This is a genomic window from Microbacterium sp. PI-SA-G, assembly GCF_057215335.1.
Genome location: NZ_CM170103.1, coordinates 2,460,150 through 2,481,193, shown reverse-complemented (window position 1 = coordinate 2,481,193; position 21,044 = coordinate 2,460,150). Strand labels below are relative to the sequence as shown.

At 69.4% G+C, this 21,044-nt stretch carries 29 protein-coding genes; 16 read left to right on the top strand and 13 right to left on the bottom strand.

Going from position 1 to position 21,044, the window contains the following annotated elements:
- Nucleotides 1–42: 42 nt before the first annotated feature.
- Nucleotides 43–603 (bottom strand): dihydrofolate reductase family protein, encoded by a 561-nt coding sequence (locus AC2D10_RS12145; RefSeq protein ID WP_484708004.1) that lies wholly within the window; start codon nt 601–603, stop codon nt 43–45.
- Between the two features lie 84 nt (nt 604–687).
- Between AC2D10_RS12145 and AC2D10_RS12140 the strand changes: the two genes are divergently transcribed.
- From AC2D10_RS12140 to AC2D10_RS12105, 8 genes are all read left to right on the top strand, one after another.
- Nucleotides 688–1,365 (top strand): response regulator transcription factor, encoded by a 678-nt coding sequence (locus AC2D10_RS12140; protein WP_484708002.1) that lies wholly within the window; start codon nt 688–690, stop codon nt 1,363–1,365.
- Nucleotides 1,358–2,686 (top strand): sensor histidine kinase, encoded by a 1,329-nt coding sequence (locus tag AC2D10_RS12135; protein ID WP_484708001.1) that lies wholly within the window; start codon nt 1,358–1,360, stop codon nt 2,684–2,686. Before AC2D10_RS12140 ends, AC2D10_RS12135 begins: the two co-directional genes overlap by 8 nt.
- A gap of 56 nt (nt 2,687–2,742) precedes the next feature.
- Nucleotides 2,743–3,552 (top strand): PepSY domain-containing protein, encoded by an 810-nt coding sequence (locus AC2D10_RS12130; protein WP_484707998.1) that lies wholly within the window; start codon nt 2,743–2,745, stop codon nt 3,550–3,552.
- Nucleotides 3,553–3,961: 409 nt separating this feature from the next.
- Nucleotides 3,962–4,246, top strand: a complete 285-nt coding sequence (locus AC2D10_RS12125; protein ID WP_484707996.1) for a hypothetical protein — start codon at nt 3,962–3,964, stop codon at nt 4,244–4,246.
- Nucleotides 4,247–4,266: 20 nt separating this feature from the next.
- Nucleotides 4,267–4,614, top strand: a complete 348-nt coding sequence (locus tag AC2D10_RS12120) for a DUF7882 family protein (protein ID WP_484707995.1) — start codon at nt 4,267–4,269, stop codon at nt 4,612–4,614.
- Between the two features lie 87 nt (nt 4,615–4,701).
- Complete coding sequence (locus tag AC2D10_RS12115) at nt 4,702–5,046, top strand: hypothetical protein (protein ID WP_484707994.1); 345 nt, start codon at nt 4,702–4,704, stop codon at nt 5,044–5,046.
- 68 nt (nt 5,047–5,114) lie between these two features.
- A complete protein-coding gene (locus AC2D10_RS12110; RefSeq protein ID WP_484707992.1) occupies nt 5,115–5,432 on the top strand; it encodes a DUF7882 family protein in 318 nt (105 codons plus the stop codon).
- A 79-nt stretch (nt 5,433–5,511) separates the two neighbouring features.
- Nucleotides 5,512–5,955 carry a hypothetical protein gene (locus tag AC2D10_RS12105; protein WP_484707989.1) on the top strand — a complete coding sequence of 148 codons (444 nt, stop codon included), beginning with the start codon at nt 5,512–5,514 and terminating at the stop codon, nt 5,953–5,955.
- Nucleotides 5,956–5,975: 20 nt separating this feature from the next.
- On the opposite strand, the gene AC2D10_RS12100 is transcribed toward AC2D10_RS12105, so the two are convergent.
- The 6 genes from AC2D10_RS12100 to AC2D10_RS12075 form a co-directional block, all read right to left on the bottom strand.
- A complete protein-coding gene (locus tag AC2D10_RS12100; RefSeq protein WP_484707988.1) occupies nt 5,976–6,170 on the bottom strand; it encodes a three-helix bundle dimerization domain-containing protein in 195 nt (64 codons plus the stop codon).
- Nucleotides 6,171–6,237: 67 nt separating this feature from the next.
- On the bottom strand, nt 6,238–6,897 hold the full coding sequence (locus AC2D10_RS12095) for a response regulator (RefSeq protein ID WP_484707987.1): 660 nt from the start codon (nt 6,895–6,897) through the stop codon (nt 6,238–6,240).
- Complete coding sequence (locus AC2D10_RS12090; RefSeq protein ID WP_484707985.1) at nt 6,894–8,129, bottom strand: sensor histidine kinase; 1,236 nt, start codon at nt 8,127–8,129, stop codon at nt 6,894–6,896. The genes AC2D10_RS12095 and AC2D10_RS12090 overlap by 4 nt, the downstream gene beginning before the upstream one ends.
- Before the next feature lie 68 nt (nt 8,130–8,197).
- Entirely contained in the window at nt 8,198–9,370 is a 1,173-nt protein-coding gene (locus tag AC2D10_RS12085) for a serine hydrolase domain-containing protein (RefSeq protein WP_484707984.1), read from the bottom strand.
- A 93-nt stretch (nt 9,371–9,463) separates the two neighbouring features.
- Complete coding sequence (locus AC2D10_RS12080; protein ID WP_484707982.1) at nt 9,464–10,285, bottom strand: hypothetical protein; 822 nt, start codon at nt 10,283–10,285, stop codon at nt 9,464–9,466.
- On the bottom strand, nt 10,285–11,019 hold the full coding sequence (locus tag AC2D10_RS12075) for an ABC transporter ATP-binding protein (protein ID WP_484707981.1): 735 nt from the start codon (nt 11,017–11,019) through the stop codon (nt 10,285–10,287). Before AC2D10_RS12075 ends, AC2D10_RS12080 begins: the two co-directional genes overlap by 1 nt.
- 375 nt (nt 11,020–11,394) lie before the next feature.
- Here AC2D10_RS12075 and AC2D10_RS12070 point away from each other — a divergent pair, with 375 nt between their 5' ends.
- The gene (locus AC2D10_RS12070; RefSeq protein WP_484707980.1) at nt 11,395–11,622 is read left to right on the top strand and encodes an RNA-binding S4 domain-containing protein; all 228 of its coding nucleotides are present in this window, start codon (nt 11,395–11,397) and stop codon (nt 11,620–11,622) included.
- 65 nt (nt 11,623–11,687) lie between these two features.
- On the opposite strand, the gene AC2D10_RS12065 is transcribed toward AC2D10_RS12070, so the two are convergent.
- Nucleotides 11,688–12,872: a sensor histidine kinase gene (locus tag AC2D10_RS12065; protein ID WP_484707979.1), complete on the bottom strand. Its 1,185-nt coding sequence runs from the start codon at nt 12,870–12,872 to the stop codon at nt 11,688–11,690.
- A gap of 99 nt (nt 12,873–12,971) precedes the next feature.
- Here AC2D10_RS12065 and AC2D10_RS12060 point away from each other — a divergent pair, with 99 nt between their 5' ends.
- Nucleotides 12,972–13,625 carry a response regulator gene (locus tag AC2D10_RS12060; protein WP_484707978.1) on the top strand — a complete coding sequence of 218 codons (654 nt, stop codon included), beginning with the start codon at nt 12,972–12,974 and terminating at the stop codon, nt 13,623–13,625.
- Nucleotides 13,626–13,745: 120 nt separating this feature from the next.
- On the opposite strand, the gene AC2D10_RS12055 is transcribed toward AC2D10_RS12060, so the two are convergent.
- Entirely contained in the window at nt 13,746–14,111 is a 366-nt protein-coding gene (locus AC2D10_RS12055; protein WP_484707977.1) for a hypothetical protein, read from the bottom strand.
- A 204-nt stretch (nt 14,112–14,315) separates the two neighbouring features.
- Here AC2D10_RS12055 and AC2D10_RS12050 point away from each other — a divergent pair, with 204 nt between their 5' ends.
- A complete protein-coding gene (locus tag AC2D10_RS12050; protein ID WP_484707976.1) occupies nt 14,316–15,020 on the top strand; it encodes a spermidine synthase in 705 nt (234 codons plus the stop codon).
- An 18-nt stretch (nt 15,021–15,038) separates the two neighbouring features.
- Here AC2D10_RS12050 and AC2D10_RS12045 read toward each other — a convergent pair whose 3' ends face one another.
- Entirely contained in the window at nt 15,039–15,629 is a 591-nt protein-coding gene (locus AC2D10_RS12045) for a small multidrug efflux protein (protein ID WP_484707975.1), read from the bottom strand.
- A gap of 179 nt (nt 15,630–15,808) precedes the next feature.
- On the opposite strand from AC2D10_RS12045, the gene AC2D10_RS12040 reads away from it, so the two are divergent.
- From AC2D10_RS12040 to AC2D10_RS12020, 5 genes are all read left to right on the top strand, one after another.
- On the top strand, nt 15,809–16,606 hold the full coding sequence (locus AC2D10_RS12040; protein WP_484707974.1) for a MerR family transcriptional regulator: 798 nt from the start codon (nt 15,809–15,811) through the stop codon (nt 16,604–16,606).
- Nucleotides 16,596–17,315 carry a GOLPH3/VPS74 family protein gene (locus AC2D10_RS12035; protein WP_484707973.1) on the top strand — a complete coding sequence of 240 codons (720 nt, stop codon included), beginning with the start codon at nt 16,596–16,598 and terminating at the stop codon, nt 17,313–17,315. Before AC2D10_RS12040 ends, AC2D10_RS12035 begins: the two co-directional genes overlap by 11 nt.
- Before the next feature lie 32 nt (nt 17,316–17,347).
- Nucleotides 17,348–17,968: a cyclodeaminase/cyclohydrolase family protein gene (locus tag AC2D10_RS12030; protein ID WP_484707972.1), complete on the top strand. Its 621-nt coding sequence runs from the start codon at nt 17,348–17,350 to the stop codon at nt 17,966–17,968.
- 112 nt (nt 17,969–18,080) lie between these two features.
- A complete protein-coding gene (locus tag AC2D10_RS12025; RefSeq protein ID WP_484707970.1) occupies nt 18,081–18,989 on the top strand; it encodes a DUF72 domain-containing protein in 909 nt (302 codons plus the stop codon).
- The gene (locus AC2D10_RS12020; protein ID WP_484707969.1) at nt 18,986–19,558 is read left to right on the top strand and encodes a GNAT family N-acetyltransferase; all 573 of its coding nucleotides are present in this window, start codon (nt 18,986–18,988) and stop codon (nt 19,556–19,558) included. Before AC2D10_RS12025 ends, AC2D10_RS12020 begins: the two co-directional genes overlap by 4 nt.
- 21 nt (nt 19,559–19,579) lie before the next feature.
- Here the strand turns inward: AC2D10_RS12020 and AC2D10_RS12015 are convergent, their stop codons facing one another.
- From AC2D10_RS12015 to AC2D10_RS12005, 3 genes are all read right to left on the bottom strand, one after another.
- The gene (locus tag AC2D10_RS12015; protein WP_484707968.1) at nt 19,580–19,807 is read right to left on the bottom strand and encodes a hypothetical protein; all 228 of its coding nucleotides are present in this window, start codon (nt 19,805–19,807) and stop codon (nt 19,580–19,582) included.
- 130 nt (nt 19,808–19,937) lie between these two features.
- Nucleotides 19,938–20,183: an Atu4866 domain-containing protein gene (locus tag AC2D10_RS12010; protein ID WP_484707967.1), complete on the bottom strand. Its 246-nt coding sequence runs from the start codon at nt 20,181–20,183 to the stop codon at nt 19,938–19,940.
- Nucleotides 20,184–20,199: 16 nt separating this feature from the next.
- Nucleotides 20,200–20,943: an Atu4866 domain-containing protein gene (locus tag AC2D10_RS12005; RefSeq protein WP_484707966.1), complete on the bottom strand. Its 744-nt coding sequence runs from the start codon at nt 20,941–20,943 to the stop codon at nt 20,200–20,202.
- Nucleotides 20,944–21,044: the final 101 nt, after the last annotated feature.

The window sequence follows — 21,044 nt, the reverse complement described above, 5'->3', positions numbered from 1 at the left end:
CGCTTCGGGTCGCAGTTCGTGCCGGTTCGCCCCCGCGACCCCTCACGGCTGCAGAGCGCGATAGCGCAGGAACATCACGCCGCTGTCGAAGCGCCGGTCCTCGAGCAGCTCCAGGTCGATGTGCGCGCCTTCGGGGAAAAACCGCAGCCCGCCGCCCACGATTCCGGGCCCGATGAACAGCTGGAACTCATCGACGAGTCCTGCGCGGATCGCATGCGCGGCGAGCGTCGGCCCGTCGATCGTGAGGTCGTGCGGCGACTGCTCTTTCCAGCGGGCGACCGTCGCCGCGTCGAACTCGCGCTCGATGCGGGTGCGCTCGCTCGACACCTCCGCGAGTGTGCGCGAGAAGACGACCTTCTCCGCCTTCTGCCAGCTCAGCGCGTAGTCGATGCCCGCCTGCTCCTGGTCGGGTTCGAGGTGCGCGGTCTCCCAGTAGACCATCGTCTCGTACATGCGCCGCCCGTAGAGATAGGTGCCGACGCTGTCGAACTGCTCGCGAATGAAGTCGTGCAGATCGGCGTCGAGCCCCCAGTCGAACCCTCCGTTGGGTCCGCTGGCGTAGCCGTCGAGCGAGGTGATCATGGAGTAGATGAGGCGCGCCATGCCCCTGACCGTACTCCGCGCCGTTCGACGGCGGAAGGGCGCCGCTTCAGGCGCGATTCAGCGTTCGCCCGCCACACTGGAGAAATGCGGATCCTGGTGGTGGACGACGAGGTGCGCCTCGCCGACGGCGTGCGCCGGGGGCTCGAGGCCGAGGGATTCGCGGTCGACGTCGCGCACAACGGCACGGACGGACTCTGGCGGGCACGCGAGACGCGGTACGACGCGATCGTGCTCGACCTGATGATGCCCGGCATGAGCGGGTGGAAGGTGTGCGAGGCGCTGCGAGCCGAGGAGAACTGGACGCCGGTGCTGATGCTGACCGCCAAGGACGGCGAGTGGGACCAGGTCGAGGCGCTCGAGACCGGAGCCGACGACTACGTCACCAAGCCGTTCTCGTTCGCGATCCTCGTCGCCCGCATCCGCGCCCTGATCCGCCGCGGTGCCGTCGCGCGCCCGACGATCCTCGAGGCTGGCGATCTGCGCCTCGACCCTGCATCGCACCGCGTGTGGCGAGGCGATACCGCCGTGACGCTCACCGCTCGCGAGTTCTCGGTGCTCGAGCATCTGATGCGCCACCGCGGACAGGTGCTCTCGAAGCGCGCACTGATCGACGGCGTGTGGGACGACGACTTCGACGGCGACCCCAACATCGTCGAGGTCTACGTGGGCCACCTGCGTCGCAAACTCGACAAGCCGTTCGGCCGTGAGGCGATCGAGACGATCCGCGGTGCGGGCTACCGGCTGGCGGCCGACGGTGGCTAGTCGCTGGTGGCGGTCGGTGCGCGGTCGCACGACCCTCGGCGCGACGGTCGTCGTCGCGGTGGCCCTGCTCATCGGCGCGGTCTCGTTCTACGGCGTGCTGAGTGCGAGCGTGCACGGCAGCACCGAGCGCGCGGCCGAGCAGCGCCTCGAGGAGCTCGGCGACCGCCTGGGCGGACCCGGCGGACCCGGCGGGCGCGACATCGAAGAACTCGACGACGAGATCGTGCAGGTCATCGGCGCGGACGGCGCGGTGCGTGGCGCCAGCGACGAGGCGCGCGATGGACTGGGATCGACGCCGCTGCCGGTCTCGGACGACCCGCAGACGACGACGGTCGACGGAGAGCGGATGCTGGTCGTCTCCGACGATCTCGAGGGCGACCAGACCCTCGTGCTCGCCGTCTCGGCCGAAGACGACGCCGAGACGCTGGCGACGGTCGGGGTTCTGCTCGCGGTCGCGGTGCCGCTGCTCCTGCTGCTCGTCGCCGTGACGACCTGGCTGGTGACCGGACGTGCTCTCCGCCCGGTCACGCGCATCCGCGGCGAGGTCGACGGCATCACCGCCGAGCACCTGGACCGACGCGTCGCGGTGCCCGACTCCGCCGACGAGATCGCGGCACTCGCGACCACCATGAACGGCATGCTCGATCGGCTCGACGCCTCGGCGACCGCGCAACGGCGCTTCGTGTCGGACGCCTCGCACGAGCTGCGTTCACCGCTCGCGACCATCCGTCAGCACGCCGAGCTCGCCCAGGCGCACCCCGGCGCCACGAGCATCGGTGAGCTCGCGGAGGTCGTGTCGGAGGAGGGGCTGCGCCTGCAGGGGATCATGGAGTCGCTGCTCCTGCTCGCCCGGCTCGACGAGGGCGTCACCACGCGTGAGGAGTCGGTCGACCTCGACGATCTCGCGCTCGGCGAGGTGCGCCGGCTGCGGGCTCTGGGGCTCGACGTCGACGGCAGCGGGATCGGCGCGGCGCGCGTCACCGGGGATCCGCGCCTGCTCGGTCAGCTGCTGCGCAACCTCGCCGACAACGCCGCACGGCATGCCGAGGGACGCCTGGTGATCGGGGTGACACCCGTCGACGGGCACGTGTTCCTCACGATCGAGGATGACGGCGCCGGAGTGCCGGCAGACGAGCGCGAGCGCGTGTTCGAGCGGTTCGTGCGCCTCGATGAGGCACGCAGCCGCGACGCCGGCGGCAGCGGTCTGGGGCTCGCGATCGTGCGCGCCATCGCCGCGGCGAGCGGAGGCACGGTCGTCGTCGACGATTCACGGTGGGGCGGGGCGCGGTTCGTCGTCACGCTGCCGCTCGCGCCTTCCTGAAGAGGTCTTCAGGTCGCTTCAGGAGGGCTTCAGCGGTGCCGCGAGACGATCGTCACATGGACGACAAGACACCCACCCCCGACCAGACGCCCGAGCCGATCCACGGCAGCACTCCCGACTCCCCGACCGTCCCGGTCGCTCCGACTCCGGATGCCGCAGCCCCCGCTCCCGCCCCGACCGCGCAGGCCGCGGCCCCCGAAGCCAAGCCCCGCCGCAAGCGCGCCCTGCTGATCGGCGGAGGCATCGCCGCAGTCGTGGTGCTCGCCGGTGGCGGCGTCGCCGTCGGTGCGGCGATCGGTGACGAGTTCGGCGAGGACGACCGTCCCGGAATGTCCGACGGCCCGAACGACGACGATCGCGGTGGGCAGCCCGCCGGCCCGCGCGGCGACAGTGACGACAACAGCGACCGCGACGAGGGCACCCCGTCGAACGGCGGCGGCCCCGTCACCGGCATCGGCACGGCATCGGCTGACGAGCTGGTCGAGATCGCCGACGCCGCCCGCGAGGCCGCCGAGGGCGATGTGACCTCGATCGACGCGAAGCGCGACGGCACGTGGGAGGTGCAGCTGACCGCCGCGAACGGCGACGAGACCGAGGTGCGCGTCGACGCCGACCTCGCCACGAGTGTGGTCGGAACCGACGCGGCCGACGGCGACGACACCGGTCCGACGCTCAGCCTCGACGAAGACACCATCCGCGCGCTCGTCACCGCCGCGCTCGACGAGGCCGAGGGAATGATCACCGATCTCGACGTCGACGGCGACGACGTCAGCCCGTACGACGCCTCGGTGCTCACCACCGACAACCGTTCCATCGACATCGACTTCGGCGCGGACTTCGCCGTCGTGGGCACCGACGCCGACTGAGCAACGCCCGTCCTGACGACGCCCCCGACGCCGCCGACCGCTCCCCGGGTCGGCGGCGTCGTCGTGTCATCCCGCGTCATCCCACACGATCTCTACCGCAGCTCCCCGGGTACCCGGGGACATTTCCGCCCTGTCCCCCATATGGGGGACAAGGCGTGGTACTGTCTTCTTCGTAGCTGGGGCTACATGCGGAGCGTCTGGGGCGCTACGCCACGCAGCGAGGCGACGCCACACTCCCCCTGTGGCGAGCCCTCTCGAGGCACGGGTATGGGAACCCGGCCTTCGAGAGGGCTGCCCGCCCGCGCGCCCGCTTCTCCCTCCGGGAATGAGTCGCTGAGATGTGTTCTCGCTCTCGCCCCGGATAGCAAGGCCCCTCGTGCAAAGAGGGTTTCCTGCGTAGGTTCATGTAATGAGCGACTTAAGAACACCTCTGACCACACACGTCGCCATCAACGGCAGCGATTTCGTGCTGACACCCGGGCAGGACCTCGTCGAACTCATGTCGCGGCTGGAGGGTGCGGCGCGGTCCGCCGGAAGTTTCGTGCACTTCACCACCGGCATGGCCTTGACCGGCGTGGTCTTCATGAGCGTGTTCGTGACGGCGGCGAGCCGCATCGTGATCTCGGTGCAGGGCGAGACGGCTGAGGAACCGATTCACGAACCCGCACTCGCCGGCGCGGATTGGGACTACTGAGCACGAAGGGATGACACATCATGGGCAAGTTCGTCTACGAAAGTGGACCGAAGACGGAGATCGAGGATCGAGCGCTCACCCATCTGCAGCTCGTGATCACCGCCAAGCTGCGTCGCGGTGAGCCGTTCCCGTTCTCGTGGCGGGAAGACGCCAGCATCGGCGGCGGACGCACCACGGTGTGGGTGCACGAAGGCAGCAACCTCGTGTTCAAGTACGCGGGCAGCCGACAGCCGGCGATCAACCGGGCATGGGTCGATGCTCTCTCGTTCACGGCGAACTCGCCCTCGGGACTGTATCTCGTGCACGAGCCCGACACCGGGCAGGAGCACACTTCACACTCGGCTCCCGTCGAGCGCCTGCACGTCTGACTCTTCTCGATGAGCGCGACGCGGCCCGAATCGATCGCGCTGTCAAGACCCGAGACGAAGGTTCACGTCCGGTCCTATGGTGCCTGCATGAAACACGTCACGTATGCAGAGAAATCACTCCTCATGGGCGACGAGGCAGCCGAGACGTTGCTGGAGTATGCCCGCCTCCTGGCCAACAACGAGACGTCCGACACGGTGACTCTCACGTCGATCAGCCCAGACGGCAACACCGTCGAAGCGTCCTTCCTGTTGACGCCGAGCACGATCCTCGTGGTCGAATCGACGAACTCCGAGGTCACGCCGCCCGACAACAGCGACGCGGTCGTCGAGATGCAGGAGCGGATCGACGCGATCGCCCGCCCCATGGCCGCCGAGTCCGAGTCCGAAGAGTCGCACTCGCAGGTCGACTACGACATGCCCGAGCATCACTGAGCGCGCCCTCACGACGCCTCACGTCATGCCACGAGGTGGATCGCCGATATATGGGATACGGTCGGCGCATGGCCACACTTCACTACGGTGGGTCGGAGAATCCGATCCACATCGAGGAACGCGCCCTCGCGCACCTCAAAGTCGTCGTCGCGACCAAGCTCCGTCGCAACGAGTCGTTCACGCTCTCCTGGCGGCACGCCGAGGGAGACGAATCCAACGGACGCAGCACCATCTGGCTGCACCCCTCGATCCCGCTCCGCTTCACCTTCGACGAGCCCGAGACTCCCGAACTCAACGTCAAGTGGATCGAAGCGCTCATGCAGTCCGCCAGCAGCTCCGGCGGCATCACGCTCATCGACGAAGTCCTCGACACCCCCGAGGAGTGACGAAGATCCGTCTCACGATGTAGCCGCGATCAGCCTGGCGGGCGACGACGCGGGCGCTGCGTGTCGCGAGGCTGGAGTCATGAGAACTTCCCTCCTGCCCAGACTCGCGGTCGCCGCGGTCGTCGCCACCGTCACCGTCACCCTCTCGGGGTGCAGCATCGTCGATTCACTCGTCCACCAGCAGAAGTCCGCGGAGTTCGCCGACGCCGCAGCCCTGGAGGCCGACGGAGACCTGACCGTGCCGTGGCTTCCCGGGGACAGCTCGGCGATCCGCATCACGCAGTCGACGGAATCCGACGATGCCTCGGTGGCCGTCGACAGCGGACAAGATCTGTCGGCTGCAGAGTGCGTCGAGGTGCCGCGCCAATCGGCACCCGCGTACTCGATCGACGACACGGTCGACGTGTACAGCGTGTCGTCGGTCTTCGCCTGCGGCGCCTGGAGCGTCGCCGAGACCCCGGACGGATGGCTCGGCTGGACACCGAATCATCCGGATGAGGCCGCGCAGAGTCCGGCTTCCTGAGCTGGCTGGCAGAGAGTGGGTCAGGCGCGGAGGCGCTCGCGCACGGCCCGCTCGGTGAGCACCGTGAAGTAGTCGGTCACCTTGCTGCTGGAGATCTTGCCGAGCTCTTCGGTCGCGAGCGTGGCGATGGTGTCACGGCTGGTCTCCGGGTAGCGCTCTGAGAGACGCTCGGTGACCTGCTTGATGACTTCGGCCGGGTTGAATTTGGTAGCCACGGGCTCATGCTACGCCGCGGGACCGCTCCCAGGGGCCTCGTTTGCCAGCTGTTCTTGTTGGCGGAGCTCAGCCCGGCTGGACCGCTCCGGCACGGATCCCCCAGAGGACCGCCTGCAGCCGGTCACGCGCACCGGTCTTCTGCAGGATGCCGGCGAGGTGGTACTTGACGGTGGTGGGCTCCACGAAGAGCCGGTCGGCGATCTCGGCATTCGACAGTCCCTCGGCCAGGAGTCGCAAGACGTCGAGTTCCCTCTCGGTCAGCGGCAGCCCCGCCGCGGGAACCGGGGTGCTGCTCGCGCGACGGCGTTCGCCGAACTCGTGCAGGATGCGCCGGGTGAGCCGCTGATCGAGGGTTCCGTCGCCCGCGGCCACCGAGCGGACGGCCGCGAGCAAAGTGGTCTCGTCGGCGCCTTTGAGGAGGAACCCGGCGGCACCGGCTTCGAGTGCGGCGAACACGTCGGCATCGACGTCGAACGTGGTGAGGATCAGCACGTCGGTCGACAGCGTCGGGTCTTCGACGATCTCGCGGGTGGCGGCGATGCCGTCAGTGCCCGGCATCCGGATGTCCATGCAGACCACATCGGGGCGGAGGCTGCGGGCGAGACGCACCGCGTCGGCGCCGTCGACCGCTTCGCCGACGACATCGATGTCTGCCTCGGTGCCCAGGATCACGGCGAGACCGGCGCGGACCACGGCCTGGTCGTCGGCGATGAGGACGCGGATCATGCGGAGCTCCGTCCGTCGAGAGGAATGGTGAGGCGGTTGGTCCATCCGCCGTCGTCGGTCGGGCCGGCGGAGAGCCGTGCGTGGATGAGCTCGGCGCGCTCGGCCATGCCGGAGAGGCCGTAGCGGACCCCCGACTCCTCTCCCTTTGCCGGCGCGGCGCCCTGTGCCGGTGCCTCGTTGACGACGGTGATGTCGACGGCATCCGATCCGAACCGCACGCTCACCTCGCATCCGGCCCCGGGTGCATGGCGGGCCGCGTTCGCGAGGGATTCCTGCACCATCCGGTATGCGGTGGTCTCGGCGAGCGCGCCGAGTGGGCGGGCATCGCCGGTGACGGCGAGTGCGACGCGCTGACCCCGCTCGCGCGCCACGTCGACGAGCGTGCCGATGCCGGCGACGGTGGGCACGGGGCTCGGACGACCCGACGGCTCACCGTCGTCGCTGCGCAGCAGCCCCACCGTGCGGCGCAGGTCGGCGAGCGCGATGCGGGCGTCGTCCTGCACGGTCTGCATCATCTCGCGCGCGCGGTCGAGGTCGCTGCGCGTCAGTGCGGTGGCCGCCTGGGCGCTCACGATGATCCCGGAGAGATGGTGTCCGGCGATGTCGTGCAGCTCGCGCGCGAGAGCCTCGCGCTCGGCCCGCACCTCGCGCTCCGCTCGCTCACTGCGCTCGTGCTCGGCCATGCGCGCCTGCTCCTGCAGCGCGTCGGCGAGACGCTCACGCCCACGCAAGTACTCCGCCACGGCCGCCGGAGCCACGTACTGCAGCGCGATGCGCGCGGCGACGGTGACGATCAGGATGAGGACCGATTCGCGGGATCCGAGCATCATGGCACCCCCGCCCACGACCGTGGTGACCAGCGCACCGAAGACCAGCGCCCACACAGCCCGGTTCCTCGAACTGTGACGAACCATGCCGTAGGCGGCGAAGATCACGCCCAGCGAGCCGACACCCAACTCGCCCGCCGACGTGGCCAGGATCACCGCGTCGATGAGCACCACGGCGACGAAGACGGCGATCGGCGCCCGCAGGCGGAACAGGAGGAACCCCGCCTGCAGCGCGACGAGACCGGCGTGCAGGATCGGCGGGAGGTCGCCGGGGACCGCGGCGGGCAGCTCGTCGCTCCAGAGGTCGGCGCCGATGTAGCCGAGCGCGGCCGCGAACACCAGCACCGGCGGGATCGCCCGTCGCACGAGCTCAGCGCGCAGGAAGGGGGGCTCCGCAGAGGACATGGCCTCAGTCAACCACGCCGGGCCCCGCCCCCGGAGGGAGACGGGGCCCGGCGTGAAGGGCGCTCCGGTCACCGGTCGCACAGCGTCTCGTCGAGCGCGGCGACGACGATCCGGTACTGCTCGAGCAGAGCCTCTTCGTCTTCCTGCGAGACCAGGGCCCACGGCAGCGCGGTCACCGCGATGGTGACGGCGGTGCCGTCGGGGCCGACCGCGTTGCGGGTCTGGGTGCCCGGAATATCGCCGCCGTGCCCCCAGGCCACCCCGCCGCAGCTGAGCGGATAGCTCTGCACGCCGAGACCGTACGCGGCCCCCGGCCACAGCTCGTCGCCCGCCGGCACGCCGGTCTGCATGATGTCGAGCGTCTCATCGCTCAGCAGCTCGCCGTCGAACAGCGCGGCCATGAAGGTGTTCAGCTCGCCGGGCGTCGAGACCATGGCACCCGCAGACCAGGCGAACGAGGTGTCCATGGCAGAGAAGTCGCGCAGCTCTCCCGGCTTCTCGGCATGGTAGCCCGTAGGGTGCTCGCCGCGGATCTCCCGCTCTCCCGGCGCGGGGAAGTACGTGTGCTCCAGGTCCAGCGGGCGCACGATGCGCTCGTCGATCTGCTCGGCGAGTGCTCGATCGGTGACCGCCTCGATCAGCAATCCGAGAATGAGGTAGTTCGTGTTGCTGTACTCCCACTTCTCGCCCGGCGCGAACCCCGCGGGGCGACTCAGAGCGATGTCGAGCATGTCGCGCGGAGAGATGTACAGCTTCTGCGCCCCGAAGGCGTCGGCGGCGATCTGATCGGCGTACTCGGGCAGGCCGGTCGTCTGCTGAAGCAGCTGACGGACCGAGATGCCGGCCCCGTCGAGCACCTCGCCCCGGATCAGGCCCGGCAGATACGTCTCGATCGGCGCCTCGAGGTCGACGAGCCCCTCATCGACCAGCTGCAGCACGACCGTGGCGACCAGCATCTTGGTGTTGCTGGCGATCCGCACCTCTCCGTCGAGCGGAGGCGCCTCGCCGGTCGCGATGTCACCCTCACCGACGACGACGTTCTGCACGTCGCCGTCGGGCGAGGTCACCGACGCGAGCACGGCGGGGTAGCCGGCATCGACCAGCGACTGCATCCGGGTTTCGAGCGCGCCTGCCTCGTCGGCCGAGGCGGCCGGTGCGTCGGCGGCACGGAAGAGCGCGCCGGCGGTGATCGCTCCGCCCACCAGGACGGCGGTGGCGGCGATCGCGATGACCGTCCGCACCCGGCGACGGCCTGTGGGCAGGTTCGGGGATGGGGATGGGGATGGCGTACTGGTGCTGTTCATGATGTGTCCTGTCCTTTCGGGGGATGCGGGTCAGAGGTCGCGTCGGGAGAGAGCGACGGATGCCGCGGCGAGCGCCGCCGCCGAGAGCGCGACCAGTGCGGCCGCAGCGACGCCGACACTGACCTCGGCCGAACCGCCGTGGATGACGTTCTGCGCGAGGGCGGCGGGCAGGAACTGCGTCCAGACCGGCGAGCCGCCGGTGATCAGCTGGGCGATGCCGGTGATGATCGGCTCGGCGAAGAGGATCGCGAGCATGGCGATGATGCCGGCGAGCTGTGTGCGCACGAGAATTCCGACCGCGAGCCCGATCAGGGCGAGGCCGGCGATCGCCCCGACACCGCGGCCGAGGGTGGCGACCACGTCGCCGATGCCGGCGGTGAAGGGGATCCCCGTCACCGCGAGTGTGGCGAGCAGTGTCGCGAGGCTGGCGACGGCCATGGCCGCGCCGATCACGATGCCGACGAGTCCGACAGCCATCGCCTTGCCGGCGACGATGCGTCCTCGGCGCGGGGACGCGAGAGCGGCGCCGACCATCCCGCCGTAGCGGTCGTCACTGGTGCCGGCGAGGGCGCCGAGCAAGACGATGGCGATGAGCGCGATGCCGATGGATCCGCTTCCCATCGACGCCCCGAGCGGGTTGATCGTGTCGAGCTGTGCGGCGGCCGAGGTCAGGTCGAGTACCGGGATCTCGGCTCCGAGCGCCGCGGCGCCGGGACCGATGTCGCCGCGAGCCAGCGCGGGGAGCAGGGTGACGAACGTCAGCTGCGTGAACATGAGGCCGATGACGGCGACGAGGGCGCTGACCTTGGTCGCGGTCGTCGTGGTCAGTCCGATGAGTTCTGCACGGAACATCAGCGCACCTCCGCCGTCTGGGTGACGTCGAGGTAGTAGCCCTCGAGGTCTCCGCTCGCGGTGGCGACGGCATCGGCCAGTGTCACGTCGGCGACGACCCGTCCGTCGGTGATCACGACGATGTCGTCAGCGATGTCCTGCACGTCCGACAGCAGGTGGGAGGAGAGGAGCACGGTGCCGCCCGCATCTGCGAAGGCCCGCAGGCGATCACGCAGCCAGCGCATGCCGGCGGGGTCGAGGCCGTTCGACGGCTCGTCGAGCATGAGGAGCCGCGGCTCGCCGAGCAGCGCTGCGGCGATCGCTATGCGCTGCTTCATTCCGAGCGAGTACCCGCCCGACCGACGGTCGGCGTCGGCCGTCATGCCCACTTCGGTGAGAACGGCGTCGACGCGTTCGGGGGCGACCTCGGCGCGCGCCGCGGCGATGCGCAGATGCTGACGCCCGGTGCGAGCGGGGTGCAGTCCGCCGGCGTCGAGCACGGCGCCGACCATTGCGGCCGGCCGCTCGAGGTCGCGGTAGGGGCGTCCGAAGACGAGCGCCTCACCGGCATCCGATGCCACGAGTCCGAGAAGCAGCCGGATCGTGGTCGTCTTGCCGGCGCCGTTGGGCCCGAGCAGGCCCACCACGCGTCCGGCGTCAGCGGTGAAGGTGACTCCGTCGACGCGAGTGCGACCACGGAATGTCTTGTGCAGTCCGCGCGCTTGCAGCGGCGGCGGGGATGAGGAGATGTCCATATCCCCAGCCTCGCGATCGAGGCCTCGGTGCGCCCCCGTCCGCCGCACGGGATCGCCCTGTCCGCAAGGACAGTCTCGGGATGAAGTGGTTTCGAGTTGGTGACCGGCGGCGTGGCGTCAGAGTGACGCTCGCGCCGCCGGTGCTAGGCGGAGACGATCTCACGGACGGCCCGACGCTGGACCGCCCGACGTCTCCCGGAGATCACCGTCGTGGTCGCGGTGATCACACGTCTGGTGCGTCGGCGTCAGGGGGCGGAAGGGTCTGGGTGCATGTGATGACCGTACGGAGCGATGGGATACCAGATGAGGGGGTTGCCAGATCCGGGGAGCACGACGCATAATCACGCGCGGTTCTCGGGCGACTAGCATTCAGGGATGACGAACAGCGGCCGGATCGACGACATCTCCATCGGCGGCGACATGATCCGCCTCGGGCAGTTCCTGAAGTTCTCGGGTCTGCTCGACTCGGGCGGCGACGCGAAAGAGGTCATCATCGACGGCTACGTCTTCGTGAACGACGAGGTCGATCGCCGGCGCGGGCGGCAGCTGCACGACGGCGACCTGGTCACGTTCGAGGGACGCACGGTCCGCGTTCGACCGTGACGCGGGCGGCTGGTGCGGCGTCGGTGCGCCGAGCGGCGACGTGGTCTCCCAGCGCCGTGACCGTCTCAGATCCCTGATCGGGTCGGAACCGCGATGCCTCGCGGCAAGCGAACCTCAAGGATCCAACGTCCGTTCTTCTCCCCCACATCGAGCGTGCCGCCGAGGCTTCGCACGCGCTCGGCCATGCGCACCGTGCCATAGCCACCCGGGGGAAGGCGATGGCGTTCCCCCAGACCGATGTCGTTGATCATGCGCACGCCGACGAAGGCCTCTTCACTGACGAAGCTGAGCTCCGCGCGACCGGGGCTCGCGTGCTTGAGGGCATTCGTTCCGCCCTCCCGCACGATGCGGGCGAGGGCTGTCGAGACAGGTCGTGGAAGGTCGTCCGCTGTGAGGTCCGCGCCTTGCAGAGCGACGACCCAGCCGGCAGCCGTCAGTTCGTCGACCATTTCCGAGACCGCGGACGCCAGGTCCCCGACGACAAGATTCTCGTTGCCCTGGAAGACATCCATCTGCCCGAGCATCCAGCGCAGATCCGCGAGTCCCTTCCTCGCGGCGGCGGAGATTGCCTGCTGCGACTGTCGTCGTTCCTCGATCCCCGGTGTGCGTTCGAGCACGCTGGCGTGCATCGCGATGATCGTCAGATCGTGTGCGAGGCCGTCGTGAAGCTCATCGGCGATCCGCTGCCGTTCGGCATGCGCGGCCGCCTCCTCCTGTTCAGCTCGCGCCGCCAGTTGGACGGCCGACCTCCGCTCTTTGGTGATCGCCCATCGCTGCAACGCTCCCACCGCGGCAGCAAGTCCGGCTGTGATGAGGATGACGAGCGTCCCACCGAGCGCGATATCGCCCTGCGTGAGCGCGGCGACGAGGACCAGCACCACGCACACCGATGAGTACCCGAACACGAACGCCCTGGTGCAGGTGCGCGCGACGAGCCCGACCGCGATCGCTCCGGCCAGGAGCGCCGGCGCGACCTCGTCGATCGTGAACGAGAACGCGATCGCCGCCAGCAGGGCCGCGGCGGCGATCCGCGGCGCCCAGAGGAAGACGCCGAACGCGACGATGAGCAGCGTTTCGAAGAGGCTCTCCCCAAGGCTCTCACTCGGAGACACCGGGGTCAGAAGGGCCGCGACCAGACCGGCCCCGACGACGATCCCGAGGATCAGACGTTCGGCCTTGGACAGCGACGAGGAACCCATGAACAGCTCGCCCACCGAAGCTGCGATCAGCCGTCGTCGCGGTGCGCCCATCTCCTGGTCGTCTCCTGAACCTCTCGCTGAGCGTCTAGGCTACCCCGGGCACAGGCGGATCCCGCCGGTCGACCGGTCGGTGATGCGTAGGCTGATTCCATGGGGACGGTCCGTGTGCTGATCGCCGACGACGAGTCGCTCGTCCGGCGCGCTCTCTCCGTGTTCATCGAGAGCGAGTCCGGGATGACGGTCGCCGGTGTCGCCGCCGACGGAGCGGAAGCGGTGGCTCTGACGGCGCAGATCCGGCCCGATGTCGTGCTGATGGACCTGCAGATGCCCCGCGTCGGCGGCATTGAGGCGATGAGAGAGATCACCTCCGGATTCCCCATGACACGGGTGATCGCCTTGACCACGTTCGGGACGATGGAGCCCGTGCTCGCGGCGCTGCATGCCGGCGCATCGGGCTATCTGCTCAAGGACACGGATCCTGAAGACATCATCTCCGCCATCCGGGAGATCCACTCCGGGGGTGGCGTGCTCTCGCCGCCGGTCACCGAGCGGCTGCTGTCCTCAATACGCGACGGATCGGGTCCCGGGTCGGCGACGATCAGGCTCCCGGCGTTGACCGAGCGCGAGACCGAAGTGCTCGATGAGCTCGCCAGGGGCCAGTCCAACACCGAGATCGCCAGGTCGCTCCATCTCTCGACAGGCACGGTCAAGGGCTACCTCAGTTCGATCATGGCGAAGTGGGATGCGCGCGATCGCGTGCAGGTTCTCGTGCTGGCCGCCCGTGCCGGACTGATCAGCTTCTAGCGCCTCATCCGTGTACGTGCGAGCCGCGCGGAAGGCAGGCAGACAGCGAGAGCCGCCAACCGAGACGGTCGAGGGCCGTGGCGTCCTGGATGCTTCGAGCGACCCCTGTGGGGATCGGCGTCACAGCCGATCCTCTGTTGCGGCCGCCCCCGCCTCCGTGCGGAGCATCAGCGCGATGGTCGCGAACCCGATCGCCACGACCAGAGGAGGCAGATAGACCAGGTACCCGGGCTCGAGCACCGCGGCGCCCCACGAGACGGCGACTGCGAGAGCGCAGACGAGGAAGGCGAGCATCTCGACGCCGAATCGAGGCTTCGGACCCGCGATCACGATGACGAGAAGCAGGGAGGCGACCGCGGCGCTCGCGATCACCACGATCGCCGATGTGTCGACGCCCCGGAGCGCGCTGAGAACCGCAGAGGTGACGAGAACCGCGATCAGCACGGCCGCGACGACCCGTCGCGAGCTTGAGTAGATGGTCTGCATGTGGACTCCCGATAGTCAGAGCAGAAACGAGATGGTGACTGCGCTCGGAAGCAGACTCCCATCGGGCGCCGCATCGCCGATAGGCCGATTGTCCGCTCGGCGTCAGCCGAAAGTCCGGTCGAAGTGACGACGTGCGTGCGCGAACCGGGTCGCGCGGCCGGGCGGCCACGTAAGGTGGGAAGCCTGTCCACGAGAGGCCTCGGAATGATCGCACGGTTCGAAGAGCTCGACTGGCAGACCACCCGCATGGGCGAGCTGTCACTGCGCCGCCGGGCGGACCCCGCGACGCACGAGATGATCTACGAGGTCAAGCTCAAGGACGAGTACCTGATGTCGAGCCTCTTCACGGTCGCCGAGGTGGAGCTCGCCGTCCTGGGGCTGGCCGCCGCGTCGGGTGATCGCCTGCGGGTGCTCGTCGGCGGACTCGGTCTCGGGTACACCGCCGTGACCGCGCTCGACGACTCGCGCGTGACTCGCCTCGAAGTCATCGACGCGCTCCCCGCCGTCATCCGCTGGCACGAGCGCAAGCTGCTGCCCGTATCCGCCGCTCTGGTCGACGACGAACGGACCACGCTCACGCACGACGACTTCTTCGCGGTCATGCGGCAGGCTCCCGATGCTGCGTCCACGCCGCACGACGTGATCCTGCTCGATGTCGACCACTCCCCCCGGCACACGCTCGACCCGAGCCATTCCGACCTGTACTCGTCGACCGGTCTCGCCGCTCTCGCGCAGCATCTCGCAGAGCGCGGCGTCTTCGCGCTCTGGTCGGACGATCCGCCCGACGACGAGTTCATGGCGGTTCTCGCCGAGGTCTTCGACGACGCCCGCGCTCACGTCGTCGACTTCGACAACCGCCTCACCGGCGGCGTCTCGTCGAACACCGTCTACGTCGGCATCCGTCGCTGAGGGCGGTTCGCGCCACGCTCACCACCCGAGCAGAGTGAGCAGCCCGGTCGCTGCCGCGGCGACCGCGCCCGTCCAGAGCACGATCGCGACGACCTGCCACAGGATGACCCACTCCTTGCGCACACCGGATGCCACGAAGAACGCCGCGGTCAGCATCGTCGGCAGTGCGAGCGGTGCGAGGATGCTCGCGCCGGGCACTCCGAAGCGCACCATCCAGCGGGTCAGCTTCGCGCGGCCCTTCGAGGGTCGATCCGTCGGCGTCTCGGCGTCTCCGTCGTCGCGCTCCTCGGCGTCGACCGGCGCCGCGCCGAGGCTCGACCCGGCGGCGACCGGCACGACGGGCCGCTCTTCGGCACGCGCCGCACGACGCGCGACGATGCCGCCGCGGATGCGCGAACTCAGCAGCACGACGGCGATCACGCAGAGGATGTTGCCCGCCATGGCGGCGAGTGCGGCGACGATCGGGTTGATGCCGGCGATGATCCCGAACGCCGCGGCGCCTTCTCCCTCGATGTAGGGGATGGCGGCGACGAGCGCGACCATCAGCGGCTGCAGCAGCTCGGGAACCTGGTTGATGAAGTCCTGCAGCCAGGGATACGGGTTGTCCATGTCTCGTCTCTTTCGGTCGGGTGATGAGAGCAGTCAAGACCGTGTTCTCACCACACGGTCAAGCGGGCAGGATCCGCGATCTCGCAGGCCTTGACCCTGTTCCGGGAACAGGGTCTTGAATGGGTGTCAGTGGCGGCCGCGACGGCGGCCGCCTCACACGACGAGAGGATGCGACAACCATGGCGTGGAGCACACGCGAAGTGGCGGATCTCGCCGGAACGACCGTGAACACCGTGCGGCACTATCACCGCGCCGGCCTCCTGGAGCAGCCCGAGCGCCTCTCGAACGGGTACAAGCAGTACCGCGCGCGGCATCTGGTGCGCCTTCTGCAGATCCGGCGGCTGCGGGATCTCGGCGTACCGCTCACCCAGATCGAGGCGGTCGGGTTCGGACGAGGGGCGGATGCCGCGCCGGCCCTCCTCGCGATCGACGCCGATCTGACAGCGAGCATCGAACGACTCCAGCGTGCCCGCGCCGAGATCCGCGCCATCCTGCAAGGCTCCACAGCGACCGATGTCCCCGCCGGCTTCGAAGACGTGGCCGGCAGACTGACCGCCCCGGAGCGCTCACTGATGCTGGTCTACTCGCAGCTCTACGACGAATCCGCGATGTCGGACCTCAAGCGCATGGTCGACACCGAACCGATCGCCGCGGACGCCGAGTTCGATGCGCTCGCGCCCGACGCCGACGACGCGACGCGGCAGCGCCTGGCCGAGGCGCTGGCCCCGGAACTCGCCCGTCAGCTCGCGGACTATCCGTGGCTGATGCAGCCCGACGCCCACCTGTCGAAGGGCCGCAAGGCGACCCAGGAGACGTTCCTCGAGACCGTCGTCGAGCTGTACAACGAGGCACAGCTCGACGTGATCGCCCGGATGAGCGCCCTGGCCGTGGGGCTCCCGACCGCGCCCGCGAGCGAGACGGCCGAGGCGGCTGAATCATTGAAGTCGAACACTGAAGGAGAACCGCATGTCGGATGACACGAACCAGACCGCCGTCGAACCCGGGACCGGCGAGCGGGTGTCGGCCGAGCCGTTGCTGGTGGAGGACACCCTCCTCCTGCTGTTCCAGCCCGACTCGGGCAGTATCGCGGGCGAGAACATCCGCTTCTACGTCCTCGGCGGCGCCGTGCTGGCCGACCTCGCGCTGGCCGGCCGCATCGAGATCCAGAAGAAGGGGCTGTCCACCCGCGTACACGCCATCGGTGCCGGCGATGCGCCGGACGCACTCCTCGACCCCGCCCTGGCGTACATCGCCGAAAAGCCGCGCGACGTGCAGACCGTCCTCGCGGCGATCGGCCCGGTGCTGCGAGAACCGGTGCTCGACCGACTCGTCGAACGCGGTGACATCAGCCGTGAGAAGGGCAAGATGCTGGGCATTTTCCCCTCCACGACGCTCGCACTCGGCAGCAACCGCCGCGTCGCGCTGATGCAGCGGGTGCGCGCGGCTCTCGTCGACGGCGATCCAGCCGATGAGCGCACCGCGGCGAGCATCGCACTGCTCTCGGCGAGCGGCACCCTGCCGCAGTTCCACAGCGAGATCCCCTGGAGCGGAGACGTCTACACGCGCGGCAAGGAGTTCGAGCGCGGCGACTGGGGTGCCGCCGCGGCCTCGAGCGCGGTGACCCGCACCATGACCTCGGTGGTCATCAACGCGGCCATCGCCGCCACGGTGCTGCCGCGGGTGTGACCTGGTGGGTGCCGCCGGATAGGGTGTCGCGCATGCAGGATTCCGCTGACATCCCGACGTCCACACCGCTCGACGGCTGGCTCTCCGAGCTCGGTGAGGCGCAGGGGGCGCCCGGGGGCGGAGCGGCGGCGGGCGTGATGCTGGCGATCGGAGCCGCCCTGCTGCGCATGGTCGCCGAGTACACCGACGCACCGCGGGCGACGGAGTGCAGCGCGCGTCTCGTCGGCATCCGTGCCGAAGCGCTGGCGGCTGTGGAGGCCGACGGCGTCGCCTCGGCGCAGTTCGGTGCGGCCCTCGCGCTGCCGACCGACGACCCCGCACGCGACGCGCGGGTGCGTGACGCGGCCATCGCGGCGGCAGAGTCGTCGGCGCAGGTCGGAGCCGTCGGCATCCGGCTGACCCCCGAGGTGCGGCTGCTCGACGAGATCGGCAACCGGAGTCTGCTCGCCGATCTCGCGGTCGCGGCTGAGGCGCTGCGTGCCGGGATCGCGGGTGCGCTGATCAACCTGCATTCGAACCGTCGCCTCGCCCGTCGGCACGGAGCGGATGCTGCGGCGCTCACGGCCCTCGACGCCGGGGCCGCGCGACTGACGGAGGGACGGGACGAGATCGCGCGCATCGCCGACGACCTGTCGTCGCAGCTCGCCGACTGATCCCGCCTGGTCCCGACCGATCCCGCCGAATCGCGCCGGATCCCGCCTAGCGGCAGACGCGGCCCCGGTCAACGCGCTGGAGCGCAGGCGACGGGATGCGTACGGTGCTGGCATGGCAGAGACCGACGCACACGATCGCGGACGCGCGTGGGTCGGCGTGTCCGGCTGGCGCTATGCGCGGTGGCGCGGCGACTTCTACCCGACGGGCCTCGCTCAGCGCCGCGAGTTGGAGTACATCGGCCAGGAGTTCACCTCGGTCGAGCTGAACGGCTCGTTCTACTCGCTGCAGCGGCCCGAGAGCTACCGACGGTGGCGCGACAGCGTGCCCGACGACTTCGTGTTCGCGGTGAAGGGGTCGCGGTACATCTCGCACATGCTGCGCCTGCAGAACTCGGCGCAGGCGCTGGCGAACTTCTTCGCCTCGGGAGTCCTCGCTCTCGGCGCCCAGCTCGGTCCGATCCTGTGGCAGCTGCCGGAGCGCCAGCTGTTCGACCCCGAGGGACTCGACGCGTTCCTGCGCTCGCTGCCGCGCACGACGGGCGAAGCGGCCGTGCTCGCGCAGGACCACGACGAGCGGCTCGAGGGGCGGGCGTGGCTCGAGATCGAGGCAGACCAGCCGATTCGGTACGCACTCGAACCCCGGTCAGAGACCTTCGCCGACGAACGCTGCATCGCGCTGCTGCAGGAGCACGGGGTCGCGCTGACGGTCGCCGACACGGCGGGGCGCTGGCCGCTCTTCGACACCCTCACGACCGACTTCGTCTACGTGCGGCTGCACGGTGCGGAGGTGCTGTACCACAGCGGGTACACCGAGCCGCAGCTGCAGGAGTGGGCGGAGCGGGTCGCGGCCTGGACGGCTCCGGATGCCGGGGGCCGAGACGTCTACGTGTACTTCGACAACGACGCGCAGGGCCGGGCTCCGCACGACGCGCGGCGGTTGGACGAGCTGATCGCGCTGGCGGGATCGCCGGATGACCGGTTCACTGGAAGCATCCCACCCGCCCCTTCGGAGGAACGATGACCACCCCGAGCGTCGACCAGTTCGCTCTGACATCCGTCGCCACGCTGACCACCCCGCGGCTTCGACTCGAGCCGTTGGGACCCCAGCACCTCGACGGCGTCATGGAGGGGCTCGCCGACCCCGACACCATGCGACTGACCGGCACCCGCGAGACCTTCACCCGCGAGGCGGTGTCGGGGCACCTCGAGTCGGTGCACTCCCGCGCCGACCGTGCGGACTGGGCGATCATCGATCCCGCGACCGGGACCTATCTGGGCGAGGTCGTGCTGAACGAGCTCGAGGGGGCCGACGCGTCGATGAACTTCCGCATCGCCCTGACGCCGACCGCCACCGGACGCGGGGTGGGCACGGAGGCGACTGTCGCCGTGCTCGACTACGCGTTCACGCGCATCGGACTGCATCGCGTCTCACTCGACGTGTACTCGTTCAACCCGCGAGCGGAGCGCGCCTACGAGAAGGCCGGATTCCGCCACGAAGGGCGCCAGCGGCACACACTGTTCTGGGACGGCGAGTGGGTCGACTCCGTGCTGATGTCGGTGCTGAGCACGGACGAGCGTCCGGGGTTCTGACGAAGGTCGACAGGGTGCCGATCACTCCTGGTCGACCTCGCCGTCAGACGCCGCCGGACCGCCCGGGTCGACAGTCACGTAGACGACCGCCAAGGCGATGAAACTCGCGAAGAACACCACCACGCCAGCCGCGACCGAGAATCCCCACGACCTGATGGTCAACAGAGAGACGGCAGTGAAGAAGACCGCGCACAGCAGCGGCAGCATGATCAATGGACCCAGGAAGGCCTTGCGCGAGGTTCGATGCATGCAGGCTTTCATACCCGCGACCACATCCTTCGGGTGTGGGCTTGACACGAGGGGCTCGGAGCGTTCCGCGATCGCAAGGGGTGCCTGCCGCGGTCGGGGTCGACACCTCCCGACCGCGACAGGGACCGCGCTACTGGCGACGCAGGATCATGCCGCCGTGATGAAGGACGCCGTCGACGAAGTCGCCGTCGGCGGTGAACCCCGTGTCATCCACGTAGTCGATGTGGTCGCCGGTGACGGAGTATCGGCCGGTGTACGCGGCCTCCCGCGTGCCGCGCGCCTCGACGTAGCGCCCGTTGGGGAGCAGCTCGTGTCGCACGTGCGCGTCGGAGGTGTGCCACATTCCGACGTAGGGGTGGGTGGTGTGGTGAGTCATCGCAGTCGCCTTTCAATCAGCGTCGGTTGAGGATGTACGGCCCGTGGTGGAGGACACCGTCGACGAACTCGCCGAAGGCCCAGAACCCGAGGTCGTCGAGGTAGTCGATGCGGTCGCCGTCGATCCAGTAGGCGCCCTGGAACGCGTGCGGTCGTCCGCCACGCGTCTCGTCGTAGCGACCGTCGGGGGCCAGCTCCTGGTGCAGGAAGTCGGTCTCGTCGATCCACATCCCGACGTAGGGGCTGGTGGATGGAGCCACCTCGCCCGTGTGCGTCCGGTCCACGCGCGCGGGGGCGTTCACCGTCCGCTCCCCGTTCCAGAGCACAACCCTGCCGTCGATGACGACTGCGGCGACCGACTCGGGTCGAGCGAGCATCACCGCGACGGCAGCCGGCGCATCGGTGGCCAGCTCCTCGTCGATGACCGCGAAGCTCCCCGTGTTGCCGGGCCACAGCGTTCCGACATCCGCCGAGCGGTCGGCGTTGAGCCCGAGCGCTGCGCGGGCGTCGACCACGACGGGCACGATCACCATTCCGGCACAGTCGATCACGAGCGCGTTGTCGTCTCCTGCCGCGGTCACGATGCCGGGTCCGGTGCCGACGATGAATCCCTCACCGAGCAGGATGTCGGCGTGCTCCATCTCGTCGACAAGCGAGTCGAACAGGTGGATCCGTGCGCCGACGAACAGCAGCGGCTGGGCGTAGTCGGCCTGGTTGTCGATGATGCGGGTGAGCAGTTCGGGTGTGAATGCGTCGTTCATGTGTCCTCCTCGATCCCCCGGATGGAGATCCTGGTCCCCAGCCTGCGGATCCGCGCGCAGCCCAGGCAGACCGCAGCGCACCCAGGCAGCAGCGCACCCAG

What these genes read in the sequence shown, in the direction of transcription:
- AC2D10_RS12145 (WP_484708004.1), bottom strand. Translation starts at nt 603, where the DNA reads ATGGCGCGCCTCATCTACTCCATGATCACCTCGCTCGACGGCTACGCC.
- AC2D10_RS12125 (WP_484707996.1), top strand. Translation starts at nt 3,962, where the DNA reads ATGAGCGACTTAAGAACACCTCTGACCACACACGTCGCCATCAACGGC.
- AC2D10_RS12005 (WP_484707966.1), bottom strand. Translation starts at nt 20,943, where the DNA reads ATGAACGACGCATTCACACCCGAACTGCTCACCCGCATCATCGACAAC.
- AC2D10_RS12055 (WP_484707977.1), bottom strand. Translation starts at nt 14,111, where the DNA reads ATGCAGACCATCTACTCAAGCTCGCGACGGGTCGTCGCGGCCGTGCTG.
- AC2D10_RS12115 (WP_484707994.1), top strand. Translation starts at nt 4,702, where the DNA reads ATGAAACACGTCACGTATGCAGAGAAATCACTCCTCATGGGCGACGAG.
- AC2D10_RS12040 (WP_484707974.1), top strand. Translation starts at nt 15,809, where the DNA reads ATGGCGTGGAGCACACGCGAAGTGGCGGATCTCGCCGGAACGACCGTG.
- AC2D10_RS12070 (WP_484707980.1), top strand. Translation starts at nt 11,395, where the DNA reads ATGACGAACAGCGGCCGGATCGACGACATCTCCATCGGCGGCGACATG.
- AC2D10_RS12045 (WP_484707975.1), bottom strand. Translation starts at nt 15,629, where the DNA reads ATGGACAACCCGTATCCCTGGCTGCAGGACTTCATCAACCAGGTTCCC.
- AC2D10_RS12025 (WP_484707970.1), top strand. Translation starts at nt 18,081, where the DNA reads ATGGCAGAGACCGACGCACACGATCGCGGACGCGCGTGGGTCGGCGTG.
- AC2D10_RS12015 (WP_484707968.1), bottom strand. Translation starts at nt 19,807, where the DNA reads ATGCATCGAACCTCGCGCAAGGCCTTCCTGGGTCCATTGATCATGCTG.
- AC2D10_RS12010 (WP_484707967.1), bottom strand. Translation starts at nt 20,183, where the DNA reads ATGACTCACCACACCACCCACCCCTACGTCGGAATGTGGCACACCTCC.
- AC2D10_RS12075 (WP_484707981.1), bottom strand. Translation starts at nt 11,019, where the DNA reads ATGGACATCTCCTCATCCCCGCCGCCGCTGCAAGCGCGCGGACTGCAC.
- AC2D10_RS12110 (WP_484707992.1), top strand. Translation starts at nt 5,115, where the DNA reads ATGGCCACACTTCACTACGGTGGGTCGGAGAATCCGATCCACATCGAG.
- AC2D10_RS12105 (WP_484707989.1), top strand. Translation starts at nt 5,512, where the DNA reads ATGAGAACTTCCCTCCTGCCCAGACTCGCGGTCGCCGCGGTCGTCGCC.
- AC2D10_RS12120 (WP_484707995.1), top strand. Translation starts at nt 4,267, where the DNA reads ATGGGCAAGTTCGTCTACGAAAGTGGACCGAAGACGGAGATCGAGGAT.
- AC2D10_RS12050 (WP_484707976.1), top strand. Translation starts at nt 14,316, where the DNA reads ATGATCGCACGGTTCGAAGAGCTCGACTGGCAGACCACCCGCATGGGC.
- AC2D10_RS12095 (WP_484707987.1), bottom strand. Translation starts at nt 6,897, where the DNA reads ATGATCCGCGTCCTCATCGCCGACGACCAGGCCGTGGTCCGCGCCGGT.
- AC2D10_RS12065 (WP_484707979.1), bottom strand. Translation starts at nt 12,872, where the DNA reads ATGGGCGCACCGCGACGACGGCTGATCGCAGCTTCGGTGGGCGAGCTG.
- AC2D10_RS12060 (WP_484707978.1), top strand. Translation starts at nt 12,972, where the DNA reads ATGGGGACGGTCCGTGTGCTGATCGCCGACGACGAGTCGCTCGTCCGG.
- AC2D10_RS12130 (WP_484707998.1), top strand. Translation starts at nt 2,743, where the DNA reads ATGGACGACAAGACACCCACCCCCGACCAGACGCCCGAGCCGATCCAC.
- AC2D10_RS12030 (WP_484707972.1), top strand. Translation starts at nt 17,348, where the DNA reads ATGCAGGATTCCGCTGACATCCCGACGTCCACACCGCTCGACGGCTGG.
- AC2D10_RS12080 (WP_484707982.1), bottom strand. Translation starts at nt 10,285, where the DNA reads ATGTTCCGTGCAGAACTCATCGGACTGACCACGACGACCGCGACCAAG.
- AC2D10_RS12140 (WP_484708002.1), top strand. Translation starts at nt 688, where the DNA reads ATGCGGATCCTGGTGGTGGACGACGAGGTGCGCCTCGCCGACGGCGTG.
- AC2D10_RS12090 (WP_484707985.1), bottom strand. Translation starts at nt 8,129, where the DNA reads ATGTCCTCTGCGGAGCCCCCCTTCCTGCGCGCTGAGCTCGTGCGACGG.
- AC2D10_RS12020 (WP_484707969.1), top strand. Translation starts at nt 18,986, where the DNA reads ATGACCACCCCGAGCGTCGACCAGTTCGCTCTGACATCCGTCGCCACG.
- AC2D10_RS12035 (WP_484707973.1), top strand. Translation starts at nt 16,596, where the DNA reads ATGTCGGATGACACGAACCAGACCGCCGTCGAACCCGGGACCGGCGAG.